Raw genomic sequence first — 16,435 nt, forward strand, 5'->3', positions numbered from 1 at the left:
AACCCATTATCCAGTGCGGGTTTCACCCTTTACAACCGCATCAACGGTATTAACACCCAGCGAACGCCGGAAAAACACAGCAGAAAGAAAAGAAAAACACGGGAGCGCAGCCAAGTTAAAAAACGTTTATGCTGAAAAAACTCATCCTCTACCTCTCTCATAAATTCGCTTCCCGGCCCGATAAGGCACGGATATGCTCCGCACTTTCCGAACTCCTGAATGATCTTGGGAAAGCACAACCCCAAAAGGGTATCCGCATTCCCTATGATCCTTTTCAGCACAAATGGATCATCTTTTCCGATCAGCACAAAGGGGCGGGGAACGGCGCAGATGATTTTCGGAAAGCGGAGCAGAATTACCTTACCGCACTGGGCCACTACAATACGGAAAATTATGGCCTGATCAGTCTCGGCGACAGCGAAGAATTCTGGGAGAATCCCCTTGTTTCCGCAGTAAAAAAACAAAATCCCAAAAGCATTGAGGCGGAGAAAAAATTCCTTCAGCGCCAGGCTTTTGTGAAAGTAGTGGGCAACCACGATATATATTGGAAGAACGATCCGCTCGCGCCCTGGGAAATCAAAAAATGGTACGGCGAAAAAGTGCCGGTATATGAAGCGGTATTGCTGGAACCGGCGCACCCGGAATGGAGCACTTCCATCTTTATGGCACACGGCCACCAGGGCGATGGCGCCAGCGACGGAAACCCATTCAGCGCCTGGTTCGTTTCCAAAATATGGGCGCCGTTGCAAAGCTGGCTGAAGATCAATCCCAACACACCCGCCTACGATACGGCCATGAAAACCGCCCACAACCAACTGATGTATGAATGGGCCGCGCAACAAAAGAATGTACTGCTGATAACCGGCCACACGCACCAACCCGTATTTGACTCCCTCACCAGGCTCGAGAGGTTATACCACCTGCTGAGTGAAGCCCGTTCAAAAGGAGATCATGCCGAAGAAGAAAAGGTACTGGCGGAAATAAGAAAACGCACAAAGGAAGAAGGAACTACCGGCATAGACTACACGAAAATACTCCCGGTATATTTTAATACGGGCTGCTGTTGTTATAATGATGGCGATATTACCGGCATCGAACTGAGCGATGGCATGATCCGGCTGGTGAAATGGACCAAGGGGAAAAGGGAGCCGCTGGAAGAAAGGGCTATTCTTCTTCCCGCGTCCAGCCGGTATCTGCATCCAGCTTCGCATCCATAAAGTCTTTGCGGATCAGTTGTTCCAGTTCTTCAATATTACTCCTGATGGTATCGAGGTATTCATCCGGGTCTTTAATGGCGGCCAGTTCCTTCATAGCGCGTTCATCGTAACGGAAGAACATCTGCGCGGCCCGGTGGGCGGTATATTTTCGGTAGCCCAGCATGGAAAGCGCGTCGCTGCCCACACGCAAAGCGGTGTCGATGGTTTCCCGGTACACGTGCAGCATACCTGCATTCATGAGGTCATAAGCATCGTCGCGGTTGCGGGAGCGCACCAGCATGCGGAGGTGGGGAAAATGTTTTTTTACGGTCTCAATCATTTCCAGCCTTTTCTCTGCGGAATCAATGGCAATAATCAACAGCTTTGCTTCTTCAGCACCGGCGGCCTTGAGTAAATCCTGGCGGGAAGCATCGCCGTAATACACTTTGAAGCCCATTCTGCGGAGCAGGTCCACGCGGTCGGAATCCACATCCAGGTAGGTGGCGTGCACGCCGTTGGCCCGGAGAAAACGGCCGATCGTGTTTCCGAAATGCCCGAAACCGGCGATGATCACGGCATTCTTCTCTTCGAAAGCTTCTTCGGAACGTTCTTCTTCGGCACGGGTTCCCACGCGCGGCAGCAAGAGCCTTTCATTCAGCAACCATAGCAACGGTGTGATGGCCATGCTTAGCGCCACCACCACGGTAAGTATGTCCGTAATTTCTCTTGACAGCACACCTTCCTGTACAGAGAAAGAGAGCAGTACAAATGCGAATTCACCCACCTGGCTCAACCCGATCGCGAACACCAGGTTCTGATCGGTCCCCAGCCTGAACAGCTTACCAATGGTGCCTAATACCAATGCTTTCACCAGCATTGCGCCAACTACCAGTCCGGCGATCAGCAGTGGTTGCTCCAGGATAATATTGAAGTTAATGGAAGCGCCCACGGCCATAAAGAACAGGCCGAGCAGCAATCCTTTAAAAGGTTCGATATCACTCTCCAGTTCGTGCCTGTATTCACTGTTGGCCAGCACCACGCCGGCGAGGAAAGTACCGAGTGCCGGACTCAATCCTACCTGGGTCATCAATACTGCTATGCCTACCACAATAAGCAACGCGGAAGCGGTGAACAATTCCCGTACCCGGGCCCGGGCCACGATTTTGAACATGGGCCGGATCAGGTATTTTCCCGATACGATGATGGCGGCCACCGATAACAACACCACGACGCTGTGCATCCAGGCGGAAAGCCCGTGGGTGATGGTATGTTCATCGTGTCCGCCGGAAGATTTGGGCAAGGTAGCCAGCAAGGGGAAAAACGCCAGCATGGGGATCACCGCGATGTCCTGGAACAACAACACCGAGAACCCGCTTTTTCCGGCCCCGGTTCGCATGAGGCCTTTTTCCTGCAGGGTTTGTAATACGATGGCCGTGGAAGAAAGAGAAAGCGTCATGCCCAGCGCCAGTGCGCCCTGCCATTGCATCCCGGAAAGTATTGCCAGTCCACCGATGCAGGCCGCGCTCAGCACCACCTGTAAGCCGCCCATGCCCGCGATGCTGCGCCGCATCTGCCACAATACGGCCGGATCCAGTTCCAGTCCGATCAGGAAGAGCATCATCACCACCCCGAACTCGGCGAAGTGCATAATGTCCTGTCCCGGCATTCCCGTAAACCCCAGTACAAACGGGCCGATCAGCACACCGGCCAGCAGGTAGCCCAGTACGGAACCCAGTCCCAGTTTTTTGGCCAACGGCACCATGCACACTGCGGCAGCCAAAAAAATAAGCGCCTGGAACAAAAATGATTGCTGGTCCATGTTATTGCTGTAGGTTTTTAGGGATGGGACAAAGTTCATTCAACGTTTTCAGCGCGGCATATTCCGCTTCCTGCGCACGGTTCCACAGCAGGGCCGTAAGTACCTGTTCATATTGTATGGCGTACATATCCATATCCGCCTGCTGTAATTTGTAGGTATCGTGGATAACAAAAGGTGGAAGGTACTTCATACCGCACAGGTAGGCGGTTTGATCGAAAGGAGCAAGCAGTTCGCGTACCGTGAACCTGTTCCTGCCTTCTTCGCGGTAAGCGTTTTCGGAACCGCCGCAGGAAATAGCATTCATCACCGCTTTCCCTTTCAGCATATCACCCCCTTTTCCATAAGCCCAGCCATGTGTAAGCACCAGGTCCAGCCATTGCTTCAGCAATGGCGGCGCACTGTACCAGTAGAACGGATGTTGCCAAATAATGATATCGTGGTCCAGCAGCAGTTTCTGTTCGGCCTTCACATCTACATTAAAATCGGGATATTTCTCATAGAGATCATGGACGGTAAGGCCTTCCAGGTGTTGCACATGATTGATGAGCCGACTGTGGATGCGCGATCTTTCCAGCACGGGATGCGCCAGCAGTACCAGTATCTTTTGGGGGGCGTTCATGCCGTAAATATAAACGGTTACCTGCTCATCACATACAAAATCTTGCGGGTGGCTTCATCCGTAACAGCGGAGGAATCCTGCATATAATGTCTTTTGAACGCGAGCATGGCAGCGGTGGAATCGGCAATGCTGTACCCTATGAGCCGGAGTGCCTGCCAGTGGGAAAATGTTTCGGGCACCACTACACCGGTGGTATCCGTATACCACCTGCCTAAACCGTTTTCCGCGAACAGTTTCCAGGGGAAATGAATGTTGGGATCGTTCTTGCGCCGGGGTGCGAGATCGGCATGGGCGATGAAGTTCTGATCGGGAATATTGTAGGATGATTTGAGTCGTTTCAGTAAGGCCATCAGGCTATTCAACTGTGTATCGGGGAAGGGTTCAAACCCGTTGTTGTCCAGTTCTATACCAATGGAGCCGGAGTTCACATCGGTATTGCCGCCCCAGCTTCCGGAGCCGGCGTGCCATGCCCGGAGGTAATCGTTCAGCATGTGGTGCACCGTACCATCTTTACAAACCACATAATGTGCGCTCACCTGGGTTCTTGTGAGCTGGAAAGTGCGCAGTGTTTGCGCGCAACTGTTTTGAGCGGTATGGTGTATGACAATGTAGTTGGGCTTACGCAGGTTGAAGTTCACGGTTCCCGCCCAGTATTGCGGTTGCAGGATGGAATCACTTTGCCAGTTCGGTGGCTGCGCACGTAGTGTTTTCGCGAATTGCTTCGCTTGTTTTTTGTATGCTTTGTTGGTGGAACGGTAGGGATTGCTGCAAGCAAGGAGAACGAAGAAAAATGGCAGAAGGAATCTCACGTGTTTTTTTTCAAACGTACGATTTTTTAGGGGCACGCGGCTGCTTCGTTCTTCAGGTCACGCGATTGTTTCTTTTTCCGGTCACGCAAAGACGCAAGGGAGCAAGGACGCAAGGCCTTAATTAGATTGGGGCAGGTTTCAGTAGGAGAGATTTTTTCTCGCAATTGGTTCGTGCAACACAAAAGCGCAACGCCAAAGGTTTAATTTATAGGCTCCTTAAGAGTAGCAACATTTTTTTGAGCTTAAAAAAGTACTCAATAACTAAAATCCAGCTAAGAAATTTTCGCACTACAACGCATCCATTCCGCAAATGAACAGCTCGTTGCGTCGTAACGCCGTTGCGAGAAATAAAACACATCGCCTCAACAGAAATTTCCAAACACATACAAGGCCTTGCGTCCTTGCTCCCTTGCGTTTGCGAGGTACAAATTAATCGCGTGAAAACTCACTTCCCCCACTTCCGCAACTGCTGCAAAGCCGCCCGCAAATCCTTCGGCGGTTCAGCCTCCAGCACTACAACATCTCCGTTCATATCGGTGAATTCTAGTCGCGAAGCGTGCAATGCGAGTCGTGCAACGATGGGCCGTTCTTCCAGTTCGTTCTGGGAGAGTTTGAATTTCTTTTTGATGGAAGAAAGCAGGAAAGGCTGGCCGTTTCCATACAATTCATCACAAACTATGGGGTGACCGGCGTGCTTCATGTGCACCCGGATCTGGTGGGTACGCCCCGTGAAAATACGGAACGACATCCAGGAAAAAGCCCCGAAACGCTCCAGTGTTTTGTACAGGGTCTGGGAAGGCTTTCCTTTTTTATACACCACCATGGTGCCGTTGGCGGCGGGGTGTTCGGCGATGGGTGAGTCTATCAGCTGTTCATCATGAATGGGATTGCCATGCACGAGACCGTTGTAGATTTTTACCGTGTTTCTTTCTTCGAATTGAGCCGAAAGGTGTTTGTGGCTGGCTTCATTTTTCGCGAAAACAATCACGCCGCTGGTATCGCGGTCGAGGCGGTGCACGGTGAATATCTGCCCGTATTTTTTGAGGAGCAGGTCTTTGAGGGAAACGGCCGTTTGCATCCTGTCGGGGATGGAGAGCATGCCTGCGGGTTTATTGAGGGCGATGAACTGGTCGTTCTCGCGGATGATCAACTGCTGAAGGTTCATTTTCCGTGGTGCTTTTTGCCTTTGACGGGCGCTTCGTTGCGGGTGGGGTCCTTTTTCATTTTAGCGGCATTGAAGAATTTCAGGATGCGTACTTCCTTTTCGGTAAGCAGCCGCCATTTGCCGCGTTGTACGTTCTTCTTGGTTAAACCGGCATACATAACGCGGTCGAGGGTGCGCACATCGTATTTTAGGTGCTCGAAAATACGGCGTACGATGCGGTTCTTCCCACTGTGTATCTCAATACCGATCTGGGTTTTATCCTTTGAATCGGCATAAGCGAGGGAGTCTACCAGCGCCAGACCGTCTTCCAGTTGAAGGCCCTCCATGATTTTATCGAAATCAGCTTTTGTGAGCGGTTTATCCAAACCTACATGGTAGATTTTTTTCACTTCGAATTTAGGATGGGCCAGTGTTTGGGCCAGGTCTCCGTCGTTGGTGAGCAGCAATACGCCGGAAGTGTTCCTGTCGAGCCTGCCGATGGGGTAAACACGTTCATCGGTGGCGCTTTTCACCAGGTCAATCACTGTTTTTCTACCTTGAGGATCATCCAGTGTGGTAAGGTAATCTTTGGGTTTGTTTAGAAGAATATATACAAAGTTGCGGCTGGGCGTAACCTTTTTGCCGTTCACTTTTACCACATCGCCATCGTTGATTTTCATGCCGGGTTCGGTGGCGGGCGTGCCATTCACCGTTACTTTTCCTTCTTTCACCAGGATGGCCGCATCACGGCGTGAGCAGATGCCCCCGTGCGCGATGTATTTGTTCAGGGGCATTTTTCCTCCGGACCCTGTTTCCAATTTATCTTCCCTGGAAGTTCTTACCGGAGCTTCCGTTTTTTCCACGGACCGCACCGGTGTTTTTTCTTTACCGGGTGCTTTTTTATAAGGCGCTGTGCTTTCGCGTGCGACCGATTTTTCTTCTTTTTTAAACCTGGATGAAGCGGCGGTTTTTTCACCGGCTTTCACCAGTTTTTTCCCCTTACCGGGCACCTCTTTTTGCACGGGAGTTTCCGCGCCTTTTTTACGGGCACGCGGATCATCCGCCTTCTGCGCGCGTTTGATCAGTTTCTGTTCCTGCCGCTTTTTATTGATGGCGGTTTCCCGCTCCTTGCGGTCCGCTTTCTTTTCGCGCCTGATCTCTTCCTTGATCACACTTCCCTTCTTCGAGGTGAATTTATTAAAGTCCATATACCCTTGGGGGATTTGAATACTACATGTTGAATGGTGAACGGATTCCTTTCATTCAAAATCCAACATCAAAATTTATACTTATTGATCCTATTTATTCGCCAGTTGGCCGCAGGCCGCGTCAATATCTTTTCCCCTGCTTCTTCTGAGCCGCACGTTCACCCTGTTTTTTTCCAGGTAGTTCATGAACTGTTCGGTCACCTCCTCATCGGGTTTGCGGAACCTGGCCATATCGATGGGATTGTATTCGATGATGTTCACCAGGTCGGCGGGCACTCGCCTGTAAATTTTGGTGAGTTCTTCCGCATCCTTCAGGCTATCGTTGAAATCTTTGAACAGAATGTATTCAAAAGTGATCTCGTTGCCGGTTTTCTGGTAGAAATAGTTCAGGGCCTCCACCAGCGCTTCGATGTTATTCGTTTCGTTGATGGGCATGATCTCGTTCCTTTTTTTATCGTTGGCGGCGTGCAGAGAGAGCGCCAACTTGAAACGAACCTCATCGTCGCCTAGTTGTTTGATCATTTTGGCCACCCCGGCGGTGGAAACGGTGATGCGTCGTGCGCTCATACCGAGTCCTTCGGGAGAAGAGATCATTTCTATCGACTTCAACACGTTCTTATAGTTCAGGAGGGGTTCGCCCATGCCCATAAAAACGATATTGCTCAGTTTTTTACCGTTGGCTTCTTCCGCCTGGCGGTTGATGAGCACCACTTCATCGTAAATCTCGTCGTAGTTCAGGTTCCTTTTCCGGGGCATATAGCCGGTGGCGCAGAACTTACAGGTAAGACTGCACCCGATTTGGGAGGAAACGCAGGCGGTCTGCCTGTTTTCAGTAGGGATCAGCACGCCTTCCACGAGGTGTCCATCATAAGTTTTGAACCTGCTTTTGATGGTGCCGTCTTCAGAAAACTGGGTAGCATCCACGGTGAGGGCCGGAAGGGAGAACGCTTCTGAGAGTTTGGCACGGAGCGCCTTGCTCACATTCGACATATCATCAAAACTACGGGCCTGTTTCAGCCACAGCCATTCATACACTTGTCCGGCACGGAAGCGGGGTTCACCTTCCTGGGCGAGCCAGGCCCCGATCTCCTCTTTGCTGAGGTGCCGGATATTCCTTTTTTCATTCATCGTGCAAAAATACTATAATTGGAAGGTTTTGTGGGATAAGTTTTAAAAGCGCATGTTAACGGGTTGAACCGCTTAAACAGGGAACTGGTCCATTTTCAGCGGGTCCTTCCTTTTCAAAACCATAGATTTACGCTTTAATTATTGAACGATGCAAAGAGCCTACGTAATAGATGCCGTTAGAACCCCCATAGGAAGATATGGTGGCAAACTGAGTACCATTCGTCCTGATGATATGCTGGCGCTGATGATCAGAAGTTTACTGAAACGCAATCCAGGTATAGATCCTGCCCTTATAGAAGATGTGATTGCCGGGGCCACCAACCAGGCCGGGGAAGACAACCGCGATGTGGCCCGTATGGCCGCGCTGCTCGCCGGATTGCCCGTTACCACCGGCGGCAATACCGTGAACCGCCTCTGCGCCTCTGGTTTACAGGCCATTATGGATGCCGCCCGCGCCATTTCCTGCAACGAAGGCATGTTTTACATTGCCGCCGGCGTGGAAAGCATGACCCGTGCACCTTTCGTGATGCCAAAGTCAGAAGGCGCCTGGAACCGGAAAACAGAAATTTACGACAGCACCATCGGCTGGCGCTTCACCAATAAAAAACTCGCCGACTTGTACCCCCCCTACAGCATGGGTGAAACCGCCGAAAATGTTGCCCGCCAATGGAATATCTCCCGGGAGGCACAAGATGTTTTCGCGGCCGGAAGTCAGCACAAATATGCTGCCGCGCACGAAGCGGGCAAATGGAACGATGAACTCATCCCTGTGGAAATCACCGAAAACAGGGAACCCACCATCATGGAGAAGGACGAACACCCGCGCCCCACCTCGATTGAGAAACTTTCCGGCCTTAAACCCGCTTTCGCGAAAGATGGTTCCGTTACCGCCGGCAACTCCGCGGGCATCAACGACGGCGCCTCCGCATTGCTGCTCGCCAGCGAAGAAGCCGTAAAAAAATTCAACCTCACCCCCATCGCTTCGGTGGTGAGCATGGCCATCGCCGGGGTGGATCCATCTATTATGGGCATCGGTCCCGTTCCCGCCACGGAAAAAGCCCTGCTGCGCGCAGGCATCTCCCGCAACGACCTCTCACTGATAGAGCTGAATGAGGCATTCGCCGCACAGGCGCTGGCCTGCATCCATGAACTGGACCTGAATACGGATATTATAAATGTGAACGGCGGCTCCATTGCTTTGGGGCATCCATTGGGTTGCAGCGGGGCCAGGATATCCACTACACTATTGCACGAGATGAAACGGAAGGGGGCGCGGTATGGGCTGGCAACGATGTGTGTGGGCGTGGGGCAGGGTGCGGCAGTGGTGTTTGAGGGGTGTTAGGTTTCACGGAGTAGTTTTTCATGCAATTGCTTCGTTTCTAGCAAGGACACACTGCTTCATTTCTCGCGAAGACGCAAGGAACTGTTCAAGTGCAACTGGTTGAAGGGCATTTTCTCGCAATTGCTTCGTTTCGCGCAACGACGCAAGGGAGCAAGGACGTAAGGAGAGGCCGAGGAATGGCGCACTGTAGTTATTTGGAGAGCGGGTTCAATGGAGGCAATTCATTTCCCGCGGCAGCACAACAACACAACGGGCTGTTGTAATGTAGAGGTCTGCGTATATATGTCTCTGCCCACTACTTCACAAAATAATTATATAGTCCTCAAACGTTGCGCCTCCGCGCCTTTGCGAGAAACAAAAAAAACGCCCTTCATGAACCACTCCAAACACAAACAAGGCCTTGCGTCCTTGCTCCCTTGCGTCGTTGCGAGAAAAAACCACTCCTGCATTAATTGATTGCGTGAAAAAAGCCCACCTTAAAAAAGGCGGGCCGTTTCTATATAACCAGTGTGTGTTTACTTATTTCACATCAGGCTGCGGCGTATAGCGCAGATAAGGCTTGATCTCTTTCACGCCCTTAGGGAATTTCTTAATAGCATCTTCCGTAGAAATGGAAGGCACCACAATTACATCTTCACCTTGTTGCCAGTTGGCGGGCGTAGCCACGCTATGGTGTGCGGTAAGTTGCAGTGAATCCACTACACGCAGCACTTCCACGAAGTTACGGCCGGTAGAGGCGGGGTAAGTGATGATCAGTTTCACCAGTTTATCCGGACCAATCACTACCAGTGAACGAACAGTGGCGGTAGCCGAAGCATTGGGGTGAATAAAGCCATATAGTTCAGATACTTTTTTATCGTCATCCGCAATGATGGGGAACTCAACTGAAACGTTCTGCGTTTCGTTGATGTCGCCGATCCAGCCGAGGTGCTTATCCACAGGGTCAACACTCAGTGCGAGCACTTTTACGTTGCGCTTTGCGAATTCATCTTTCAGCGCGGCGGTTCTGCCCAGTTCAGTGGTACAAACGGGCGTATAATCGGCAGGATGCGAGAACAGGATTCCCCAGGAATCACCGAGGAACTCATAAAAATCAATCTCGCCCTGGGAAGTCTGGGCCTTGAAGTTGGGAGCAACATCCCCTAAACGTAAACTCATAATGAACAAATTTTAGTGGTTATGGAATGCGAATATACGCATTCCCTACTAAACAAGTAGGTTATTAAAAGAAAAATTTACGGAACGGGTGGGAATACGCAAATTTGAAGGATAATAACATTGTACAATGGAAGCGCTGGACCAGCTCCGACATACCATCTTCGCCGTGAAACCATTGCCTGAAGAAGCCTGGCAATCATTCGCCGCAATATGGCAGCCGGTTTCCTTTAAAAGAAAGGACATCATTACGGCCGCGGGTCAGGTAGAAAACCATCTTTATTTCGTACTGGACGGGCTGCAACGGGCATTCTGCTTTCATGGCGACCGGGAAGCCACGCTGGTATTCACTTACAAAGGATCATTCTCCGGTGTGGCCGACTCCTTCCTGCTGCGCAAACCTTCCCGTTACTATTTGGAGGCCATTACCAAAAGCAATATGCTGTACACGCATTACCTGCAACTGGAAAAAGTGGCCACGGAACACATCAGCGTCCGGGAACTGCTCTACACCTCTATCTGCCATACATTTGCCGGTGTTTTGGAAAGGCAGATCGAATTGCAGGTGTACAGCGCGGAAGAGAAGTTCAGGGCATTGTTGAACCGCAGTCCGCATATCCTCCAATTTATTCCACACAAATACCTGGCCTCATATCTCGGGATAGACGCTACCACCTTCAGCAAACTGTTACATTCGGTTCGTTTATAAAATCTTGGTGCGCGCCAAGATTCCGGTTTCAGCTTACCACTAGCTTTGTTCCGTAATCAAAGTATAGCCCTGAAACTCCTGTATAATATATGTTTCCGGAGAAGGGTAAGCCGAAAAACAGTCAACAATGAAAAAGGTCCTTACACAAACACTGATCGACGAGCTGAAAACGGACACGCTCGAACTGCTGGAAGAAGCAGAAAAACTGTATGCGCCACTGAGCGCGGCGCAATTGCTGCAACCCATGCCCGGCGGAGGCTGGAGCATTGCACAGGTGATGGACCACCTGAATAGTTATGGCAAGTTCTACCTTCCACTGATGGAAAAAAAGCTTGAAAAAGGTAGCCTGCGCAAAGATGTAATCCCTCAACATGAATTTACTTCCGGATGGCTTGGCAATTATTTTACAGCAATGATGCAGCCCGCACCTGCGGGGAAACCGCAGAAAAAAATGAAGGCTTTCAAAGGACATATTCCGCCCGCTGAGCTCCCGGCAACAGAAGTGCGCGATGAATTTTTCTTACAACTCCGGCGCCTGCTCTATCTATTCGATCGTTCTTTCACCACCGATATCGGTTACTGGCGGATTCCCATCTCCATTGCGCCGTTCATTAAACTGAAACTGGGTGATGTGTTCCGTTTCATTACCGCGCACAATAGCCGGCATGGCAGGCAGATGAAACGGGCGTTTACACACCTGCATAAAGATCCAGCAATCCATCCGGCAGGTCCACTTCCACCTGCTTCTGTTCGTGGTTAACGGAAACCAGTGTTTCTTCGTGCAGGGGAATCAGTGCATCGTTCCCTTTGTAGGTGATGCGGCACAATACCTGGTGCGGCTGTTCAATGATCTCTTCTATTTCTCCCAATACTTCGTTTTGCTGTACAAGGGTGTAACCCAGCAGCGATAACGGTGATTTGGCGGCGGCCTGTCCTTTGAAATCGGCTTCTTCCAGCCATACTTCTTTCTGGAGGAATTTACGGGCCGCTTCGCGGGAAGAGATATCTTCCAGTTTGATGTACAGATCGGTGAGCGATTTGGGGCGGATGGATTCCACGAAATAAGGGAGGAAGGCGTTTTTGCGGTCTTCGAGGAAGATGGCGCGTACGTCTTTGAGGGCGTTTTTTTTGCCGAGGCTGTGCTGGAGGATCATTTCGCCGTCGGTTCCGAAGGCGGCGGCTATTTTGCCGATGGAGAAGTATTTCATGAAGTTTTGTTTTTTTCACGCGACGACGCTACGGCGCAACGTTGGTTCCTGGTAGTTTTCACGCAATCGCTTACTGCTTCGTTCCTCGCAGTGCGCGACGCAAAGGAGCACAGCTTCGTTCTTCACGGACGCAAAGCCTTGATAAGCTGGCAAAGGATTTATTTTGAGAAAGCAATACGGTACAAAATAAGCCTCCCGTTGCGTCGTAGCGTCGTTGCGAGAAATCCTATCTCTTACTACAGCACCTCAACAACTCTTTGCGTCCCTTGCATCTTTGCGTTGCGAGGCACGAAGCAATCGCGTGGAACGAAACAATTGCATGAACCCCTTAAAATAAAAAGAGGCTGTCCTTAAAAAGAACAACCTCTGAATTTTTTTGGAAACAGTGCTTATGCTTCAGCAGCGTCATCCCTTTTCTCCGGAGCGGGAGCTGGTGTGCGTCTCACGAAAGGCGGGCGGCGTTGAGCCTGGCGCGCTTTCCTGTTTTCCTGCTGGCGCTTGTTGATGGTTGCTTCGTGCTCGGAATGCCATTTCTGGAATTTCTCCATAGCAGTTGCATCATCAAACAGGCCCAGTTTCACTCCGCGTAAAAGGTGTTTCAGGTACAACACTCCTTTGTAGGAAAGAATTCGGCGAACTGTATCGGTAGGCTGGGCACCTTTGTGCAGCCACTCCAGTGCTTTCTGGCGATCTAATTGAACAGTTGCAGGTACAGTCAATGGATTGTAAGTACCGATCTTCTGGATGAATTTGCCATCTCTTGGCGCTCTCGCATCCGCTACCACAATGAAGTAGAAAGGTCTTTTCTTAGACCCGTGACGTTGAAGTCTCATTTTTACCGGCATCGTAAATAAAAATTTAAATGCGTTATGAAATTGGGTTAAACCTAGCAAAAATGCTAGAAGGGCAAAAGTAAGGCTCGTGTGCTAATTTTCAAAACAAACCAAAAAAATTATCTTTTCCCTAATCCCAGGCGCCCTCCCATGGGCATTTTATTCATCATTTTCATCATATCCCTCATTTGTTCGAATTGTTTCATGAAGGCGTTCACCTCTGAAATGTCTTTTCCGGAGCCTTTGGCGATGCGTTTTCTGCGGTTGCCGTCGATGGTATCGGGATTATTTCTTTCGAAGGGGGTCATGGAGTTGATCATGGCTTCGATGCCTTTGAAGGCGTCGTCGCTGATGTCAATGTCTTTCATCGCTTTGCCAACGCCGGGGATCATGGCCATGAGGTCTTTCAGGTTCCCCATTTTTTTGATCTGGTCGAGTTGTTGTTTGAAGTCTTCGAAATCGAACTGGTTCTTGCGGATCTTTTTCTCGAGCTTTTTGGCCTGTTCTTCATCGAACTGGGCCTGGGCGCGTTCCACGAGCGTGGTAATATCGCCCATACCCAGGATTCTCTGCGCCATCCTTTCGGGGTAGAACACATCGAGCGTGTCCATTTTTTCCCCGCTGCTCATGAATTTGATGGGCTTCTGCACCGTGTACTTGATGGAGAGTGCGGCACCACCGCGGGTATCACCGTCCAGTTTGGTGAGCACCACGCCGGAGAAGTCGAGGCGGTCGTTAAAGGCTTTCGCGGTATTCACGGCATCCTGACCGGTCATCGAGTCTACCACGAACAATATTTCGGTAGGCTGAACGGCGGCTTTGATGTTGGCTACTTCAGTCATCATCGCTTCATCCACGGCCAGGCGGCCGGCGGTATCGATGATCACCACATTTTTATTCTGGGATTTAGCCTGCTGGATCGCGGCTTTCGCGATAGCCACGGCATCTTTGTTCTCAGGTTCACTGTACACATCCACCCCGATCTGGCCGCCCAGAACTTTCAACTGGTCGATCGCCGCGGGACGGTAAATGTCTGCCGCCACCAGCAGGGGCGATTTGCCTTTTTTCGTTTTGAGGAAGTTGGCCAGTTTACCGCTGAAGGTGGTTTTACCGGAACCCTGGAGACCCGCCACCAATATCACGGCGGGAGAACCGTTGGCCTGGAAGGAAGATTCGGTACCGCCCATCAGTTCGGTGAGTTCGTCTTTCACGATCTTCACCATCAACTGACCGGGGCTGATGGCATTCAACACCTTCTCCCCCAATGCCTTATCTTTCACCCTGTCGGTGAATTCCTTGGCAATCTTATAGTTCACGTCGGCATCCACCAGGGCGCGGCGGATCTCCTTTACGGTGGTGGCAACGTTGAGTTCGCTGATGCGGCCTTCGCCTTTGAGCTGTTTGAACGCGCCTTCGAGCCGTTCACTGAGAGATTCGAACATGGTTGTTGTTTGTGGACTTTAATGCTGTTCCAGGGGAAATAGGCCACGCAAAGACGCAAAGGAGCAAGGACGCAAAGAGCGGCTGGCATGCGCCAGCTACTACCCCTCTTATGTTTCTTCGAAAAGGAGTAAGGAAAGAACAGCAACAGTTCCTTGCGTCTTGGCTCCTTTGCGTCTTTGCGTGAAAACAAAATTCACCCTGAAACAAAAGTCCGCAAATATACACGCTTTACCGATCAATTGCCCAGGTAATCCCGCAGCATTTTGCACCTGTTCGTTGTACGCAGCTTTGTGATGGCCTTGTCTTTGATCTGGCGCACCCTTTCACGGGTGAGGTTGAACTTTTCGCCGATATCTTCCAAGCTCATGGGATGGTCAACGCCAATACCGAAGAAATAGCAGATCACTTCTTTCTGGCGTTCGGTAAGTGTTTGGAGGGAGCGGTCTATTTCGAGGCGAAGGGATTCATGGTGTTCCACATGGGAATCCGTTCCTTCGGCATCGGGATTGGTGAGTACATCGAGGAGCGTATTGTCTTCGCCATCGGCCAGGGGTGTATCCACGCTTACATGGCGGGCGGAAACACCGAGTGTGGCGGCTACTTCTTCCGTTTCAAGTTCCAGCATTTCGGCCAGTTCCTCTGGGGAAGGTTCGCGTTCAAACTCCTGTTCCAGCTGGGAAAACGCTTTCTGGATGCGGTTAGTGAGTCCTACTTTGTTGAGGGGAAGCCTTACGATTCTTGCCTGTTCGGCGAGGGCCTGGAGGATAGACTGGCGGATCCACCAAACGGCGTAGGAAATGAATTTGAAACCGCGGGTTTCATCGAAGCGTTGGGCTGCTTTGATCAGGCCGAGATTGCCTTCGTTGATGAGATCGGGAAGGGTAAGTCCCTGGTTTTGATATTGTTTGGCCACCGATACCACGAAGCGGAGATTCGCTTTGGTGAGTTTATCGAGTGCGCGCTGATCGCCTTGCTTGATGCGGATGGCGAGTTTCACTTCCTCTTCAGGCGTGATCAGTTCCACTTTACCAATTTCCTGGAGGTACTTTTCCAGACTTTGAGACTCCCGGTTGGTAATGGATTTCGAGATCTTGAGTTGACGCATACTCATAGGATGACGCGTTTTTAAGGGTTTCTGGGGTAAAATTTGATTCGCTATATAAAAATTTGGATGCTCAAAAATTTGATAATCAGCCAATAAACTTCACTTTCCCACCGCTCAAAACACGTTATCAGCAATTTAACATTTTAGAAAACGCATTCCAAATTTATTTATTGTAAAGAAAAACCCTTACCAGACGGAATATTTCAAAATTGTTCAGGGTGAATCCACTTATCTTCCAACAGAAATCCGTATATATTTTATTTTGCTGCAACCATTAATTTTCTATTATTGCAGACAACTTTCGACTAAACGACATAATTGAGCTGTAGATGAGTAAAAAGCAATTATATACCCTGGAATTCCCCGTTAGGTGTTCCCCCTCTATACTGTATGAGTTCCTTTCCACACCCGCCGGACTCCAGGAATGGTTCGCCGATAAAGTGGATGAGCGCGACGGCGTTTTCAGTTTTTCATGGAACGGTTCCGTAGATAAGGCGAATGTGCTGGAGAAGGAAGAAGAAAAATTCATCCGTTTCCACTGGCAGCATGCCCCCACCGAAGAATACTTTGAATTCGCCATCGAGAAATCGGAGGTGACCAACCAGACCATCCTGATGGTGAAGGATTTCGCGGAGAAAAAAGAAATCAAGGACCAGAGCCAGCTTTGGGATTACCAGGTGAAAGAACTCTTCCACCGCCTCGGCGCCTAACCGCTGC

At 50.4% G+C, this 16,435-nt stretch carries 16 protein-coding genes; 5 read left to right on the forward strand and 11 right to left on the reverse strand.

What is annotated here, in order from left to right:
- Nucleotides 1-128: 128 nt before the first annotated feature.
- Entirely contained in the window at nt 129-1,217 is a 1,089-nt protein-coding gene (locus tag M4J38_RS04255; protein ID WP_251758289.1) for a metallophosphoesterase, read from the forward strand.
- On the opposite strand, the gene M4J38_RS04260 is transcribed toward M4J38_RS04255, so the two are convergent.
- The 6 genes from M4J38_RS04260 to rlmN all read right to left on the reverse strand — a co-directional run bounded on the left by M4J38_RS04260 (nt 1,165) and on the right by rlmN (nt 7,923).
- Nucleotides 1,165-3,015, reverse strand: a complete 1,851-nt coding sequence (locus M4J38_RS04260) for a monovalent cation:proton antiporter-2 (CPA2) family protein (protein ID WP_251758290.1) — start codon at nt 3,013-3,015, stop codon at nt 1,165-1,167. The genes M4J38_RS04255 and M4J38_RS04260 overlap by 53 nt on opposite strands.
- Nucleotide 3,016: 1 nt before the next feature.
- Complete coding sequence (locus M4J38_RS04265; RefSeq protein WP_251758291.1) at nt 3,017-3,634, reverse strand: NAD(P)H-dependent oxidoreductase; 618 nt, start codon at nt 3,632-3,634, stop codon at nt 3,017-3,019.
- 17 nt (nt 3,635-3,651) lie between these two features.
- Complete coding sequence (locus M4J38_RS04270; protein WP_251758292.1) at nt 3,652-4,443, reverse strand: N-acetylmuramoyl-L-alanine amidase; 792 nt, start codon at nt 4,441-4,443, stop codon at nt 3,652-3,654.
- A 445-nt stretch (nt 4,444-4,888) separates the two neighbouring features.
- Nucleotides 4,889-5,608 carry an RluA family pseudouridine synthase gene (locus M4J38_RS04275; RefSeq protein WP_251758293.1) on the reverse strand — a complete coding sequence of 240 codons (720 nt, stop codon included), beginning with the start codon at nt 5,606-5,608 and terminating at the stop codon, nt 4,889-4,891.
- Nucleotides 5,605-6,795 (reverse strand): pseudouridine synthase, encoded by a 1,191-nt coding sequence (locus tag M4J38_RS04280; RefSeq protein WP_251758294.1) that lies wholly within the window; start codon nt 6,793-6,795, stop codon nt 5,605-5,607. The genes M4J38_RS04275 and M4J38_RS04280 overlap by 4 nt, the downstream gene beginning before the upstream one ends.
- 90 nt (nt 6,796-6,885) lie before the next feature.
- Complete coding sequence (gene rlmN / locus M4J38_RS04285; protein ID WP_251758295.1) at nt 6,886-7,923, reverse strand: 23S rRNA (adenine(2503)-C(2))-methyltransferase RlmN; 1,038 nt, start codon at nt 7,921-7,923, stop codon at nt 6,886-6,888.
- A gap of 148 nt (nt 7,924-8,071) precedes the next feature.
- Here rlmN and M4J38_RS04290 point away from each other — a divergent pair, with 148 nt between their 5' ends.
- Nucleotides 8,072-9,265, forward strand: coding sequence for an acetyl-CoA C-acyltransferase (locus M4J38_RS04290; protein ID WP_251758296.1), 1,194 nt, complete (start codon nt 8,072-8,074; stop codon nt 9,263-9,265).
- A 519-nt stretch (nt 9,266-9,784) separates the two neighbouring features.
- Here M4J38_RS04290 and M4J38_RS04295 read toward each other — a convergent pair.
- Nucleotides 9,785-10,423, reverse strand: coding sequence for a peroxiredoxin (locus M4J38_RS04295; RefSeq protein WP_251758297.1), 639 nt, complete (start codon nt 10,421-10,423; stop codon nt 9,785-9,787).
- A gap of 127 nt (nt 10,424-10,550) precedes the next feature.
- Between M4J38_RS04295 and M4J38_RS04300 the strand changes: the two genes are divergently transcribed.
- Complete coding sequence (locus M4J38_RS04300) at nt 10,551-11,129, forward strand: Crp/Fnr family transcriptional regulator (RefSeq protein WP_251758298.1); 579 nt, start codon at nt 10,551-10,553, stop codon at nt 11,127-11,129.
- A 127-nt stretch (nt 11,130-11,256) separates the two neighbouring features.
- Nucleotides 11,257-11,889 carry a DinB family protein gene (locus tag M4J38_RS04305; RefSeq protein ID WP_251758299.1) on the forward strand — a complete coding sequence of 211 codons (633 nt, stop codon included), beginning with the start codon at nt 11,257-11,259 and terminating at the stop codon, nt 11,887-11,889.
- On the opposite strand, the gene rimM is transcribed toward M4J38_RS04305, so the two are convergent.
- From rimM to M4J38_RS04325, 4 genes are all read right to left on the reverse strand, one after another.
- Nucleotides 11,819-12,337, reverse strand: coding sequence for a ribosome maturation factor RimM (gene rimM, locus M4J38_RS04310; protein ID WP_251758300.1), 519 nt, complete (start codon nt 12,335-12,337; stop codon nt 11,819-11,821). The two genes, M4J38_RS04305 and rimM, sit on opposite strands and share 71 nt — an antisense overlap.
- A gap of 389 nt (nt 12,338-12,726) precedes the next feature.
- Nucleotides 12,727-13,182, reverse strand: coding sequence for a 30S ribosomal protein S16 (rpsP, locus tag M4J38_RS19785; protein ID WP_308217811.1), 456 nt, complete (start codon nt 13,180-13,182; stop codon nt 12,727-12,729).
- 107 nt (nt 13,183-13,289) lie between these two features.
- Nucleotides 13,290-14,612 carry a signal recognition particle protein gene (gene ffh, locus M4J38_RS04320; protein WP_251758301.1) on the reverse strand — a complete coding sequence of 441 codons (1,323 nt, stop codon included), beginning with the start codon at nt 14,610-14,612 and terminating at the stop codon, nt 13,290-13,292.
- Between the two features lie 236 nt (nt 14,613-14,848).
- Nucleotides 14,849-15,718: an RNA polymerase sigma factor RpoD/SigA gene (locus M4J38_RS04325; protein WP_251758302.1), complete on the reverse strand. Its 870-nt coding sequence runs from the start codon at nt 15,716-15,718 to the stop codon at nt 14,849-14,851.
- A 329-nt stretch (nt 15,719-16,047) separates the two neighbouring features.
- On the opposite strand from M4J38_RS04325, the gene M4J38_RS04330 reads away from it, so the two are divergent.
- Nucleotides 16,048-16,428 carry an START-like domain-containing protein gene (locus tag M4J38_RS04330; protein WP_251758303.1) on the forward strand — a complete coding sequence of 127 codons (381 nt, stop codon included), beginning with the start codon at nt 16,048-16,050 and terminating at the stop codon, nt 16,426-16,428.
- The last annotated feature ends 7 nt before the right edge of the window (nt 16,429-16,435 follow it).

Source organism: Parasegetibacter sp. NRK P23, assembly GCF_023721715.1.
Classification (GTDB): Bacteria; Bacteroidota; Bacteroidia; order Chitinophagales; family Chitinophagaceae; genus Parasegetibacter.

Coding starts and splice junctions, on each gene's coding strand:
- M4J38_RS04330 (WP_251758303.1), top strand. CDS start 16,048: ATGAGTAAAAAGCAATTATATACCCTGGAATTCCCCGTTAGGTGTTCC.
- M4J38_RS04255 (WP_251758289.1), top strand. CDS start 129: ATGCTGAAAAAACTCATCCTCTACCTCTCTCATAAATTCGCTTCCCGG.
- rimM (WP_251758300.1), bottom strand. CDS start 12,337: ATGAAATACTTCTCCATCGGCAAAATAGCCGCCGCCTTCGGAACCGAC.
- M4J38_RS04265 (WP_251758291.1), bottom strand. CDS start 3,634: ATGAACGCCCCCCAAAAGATACTGGTACTGCTGGCGCATCCCGTGCTG.
- M4J38_RS04325 (WP_251758302.1), bottom strand. CDS start 15,718: ATGCGTCAACTCAAGATCTCGAAATCCATTACCAACCGGGAGTCTCAA.
- M4J38_RS04260 (WP_251758290.1), bottom strand. CDS start 3,015: ATGGACCAGCAATCATTTTTGTTCCAGGCGCTTATTTTTTTGGCTGCC.
- M4J38_RS04275 (WP_251758293.1), bottom strand. CDS start 5,608: ATGAACCTTCAGCAGTTGATCATCCGCGAGAACGACCAGTTCATCGCC.
- M4J38_RS04290 (WP_251758296.1), top strand. CDS start 8,072: ATGCAAAGAGCCTACGTAATAGATGCCGTTAGAACCCCCATAGGAAGA.
- rlmN (WP_251758295.1), bottom strand. CDS start 7,923: ATGAATGAAAAAAGGAATATCCGGCACCTCAGCAAAGAGGAGATCGGG.
- M4J38_RS04295 (WP_251758297.1), bottom strand. CDS start 10,423: ATGAGTTTACGTTTAGGGGATGTTGCTCCCAACTTCAAGGCCCAGACT.
- M4J38_RS04280 (WP_251758294.1), bottom strand. CDS start 6,795: ATGGACTTTAATAAATTCACCTCGAAGAAGGGAAGTGTGATCAAGGAA.
- ffh (WP_251758301.1), bottom strand. CDS start 14,612: ATGTTCGAATCTCTCAGTGAACGGCTCGAAGGCGCGTTCAAACAGCTC.
- rpsP (WP_308217811.1), bottom strand. CDS start 13,182: ATGCCGGTAAAAATGAGACTTCAACGTCACGGGTCTAAGAAAAGACCT.
- M4J38_RS04300 (WP_251758298.1), top strand. CDS start 10,551: ATGGAAGCGCTGGACCAGCTCCGACATACCATCTTCGCCGTGAAACCA.
- M4J38_RS04305 (WP_251758299.1), top strand. CDS start 11,257: ATGAAAAAGGTCCTTACACAAACACTGATCGACGAGCTGAAAACGGAC.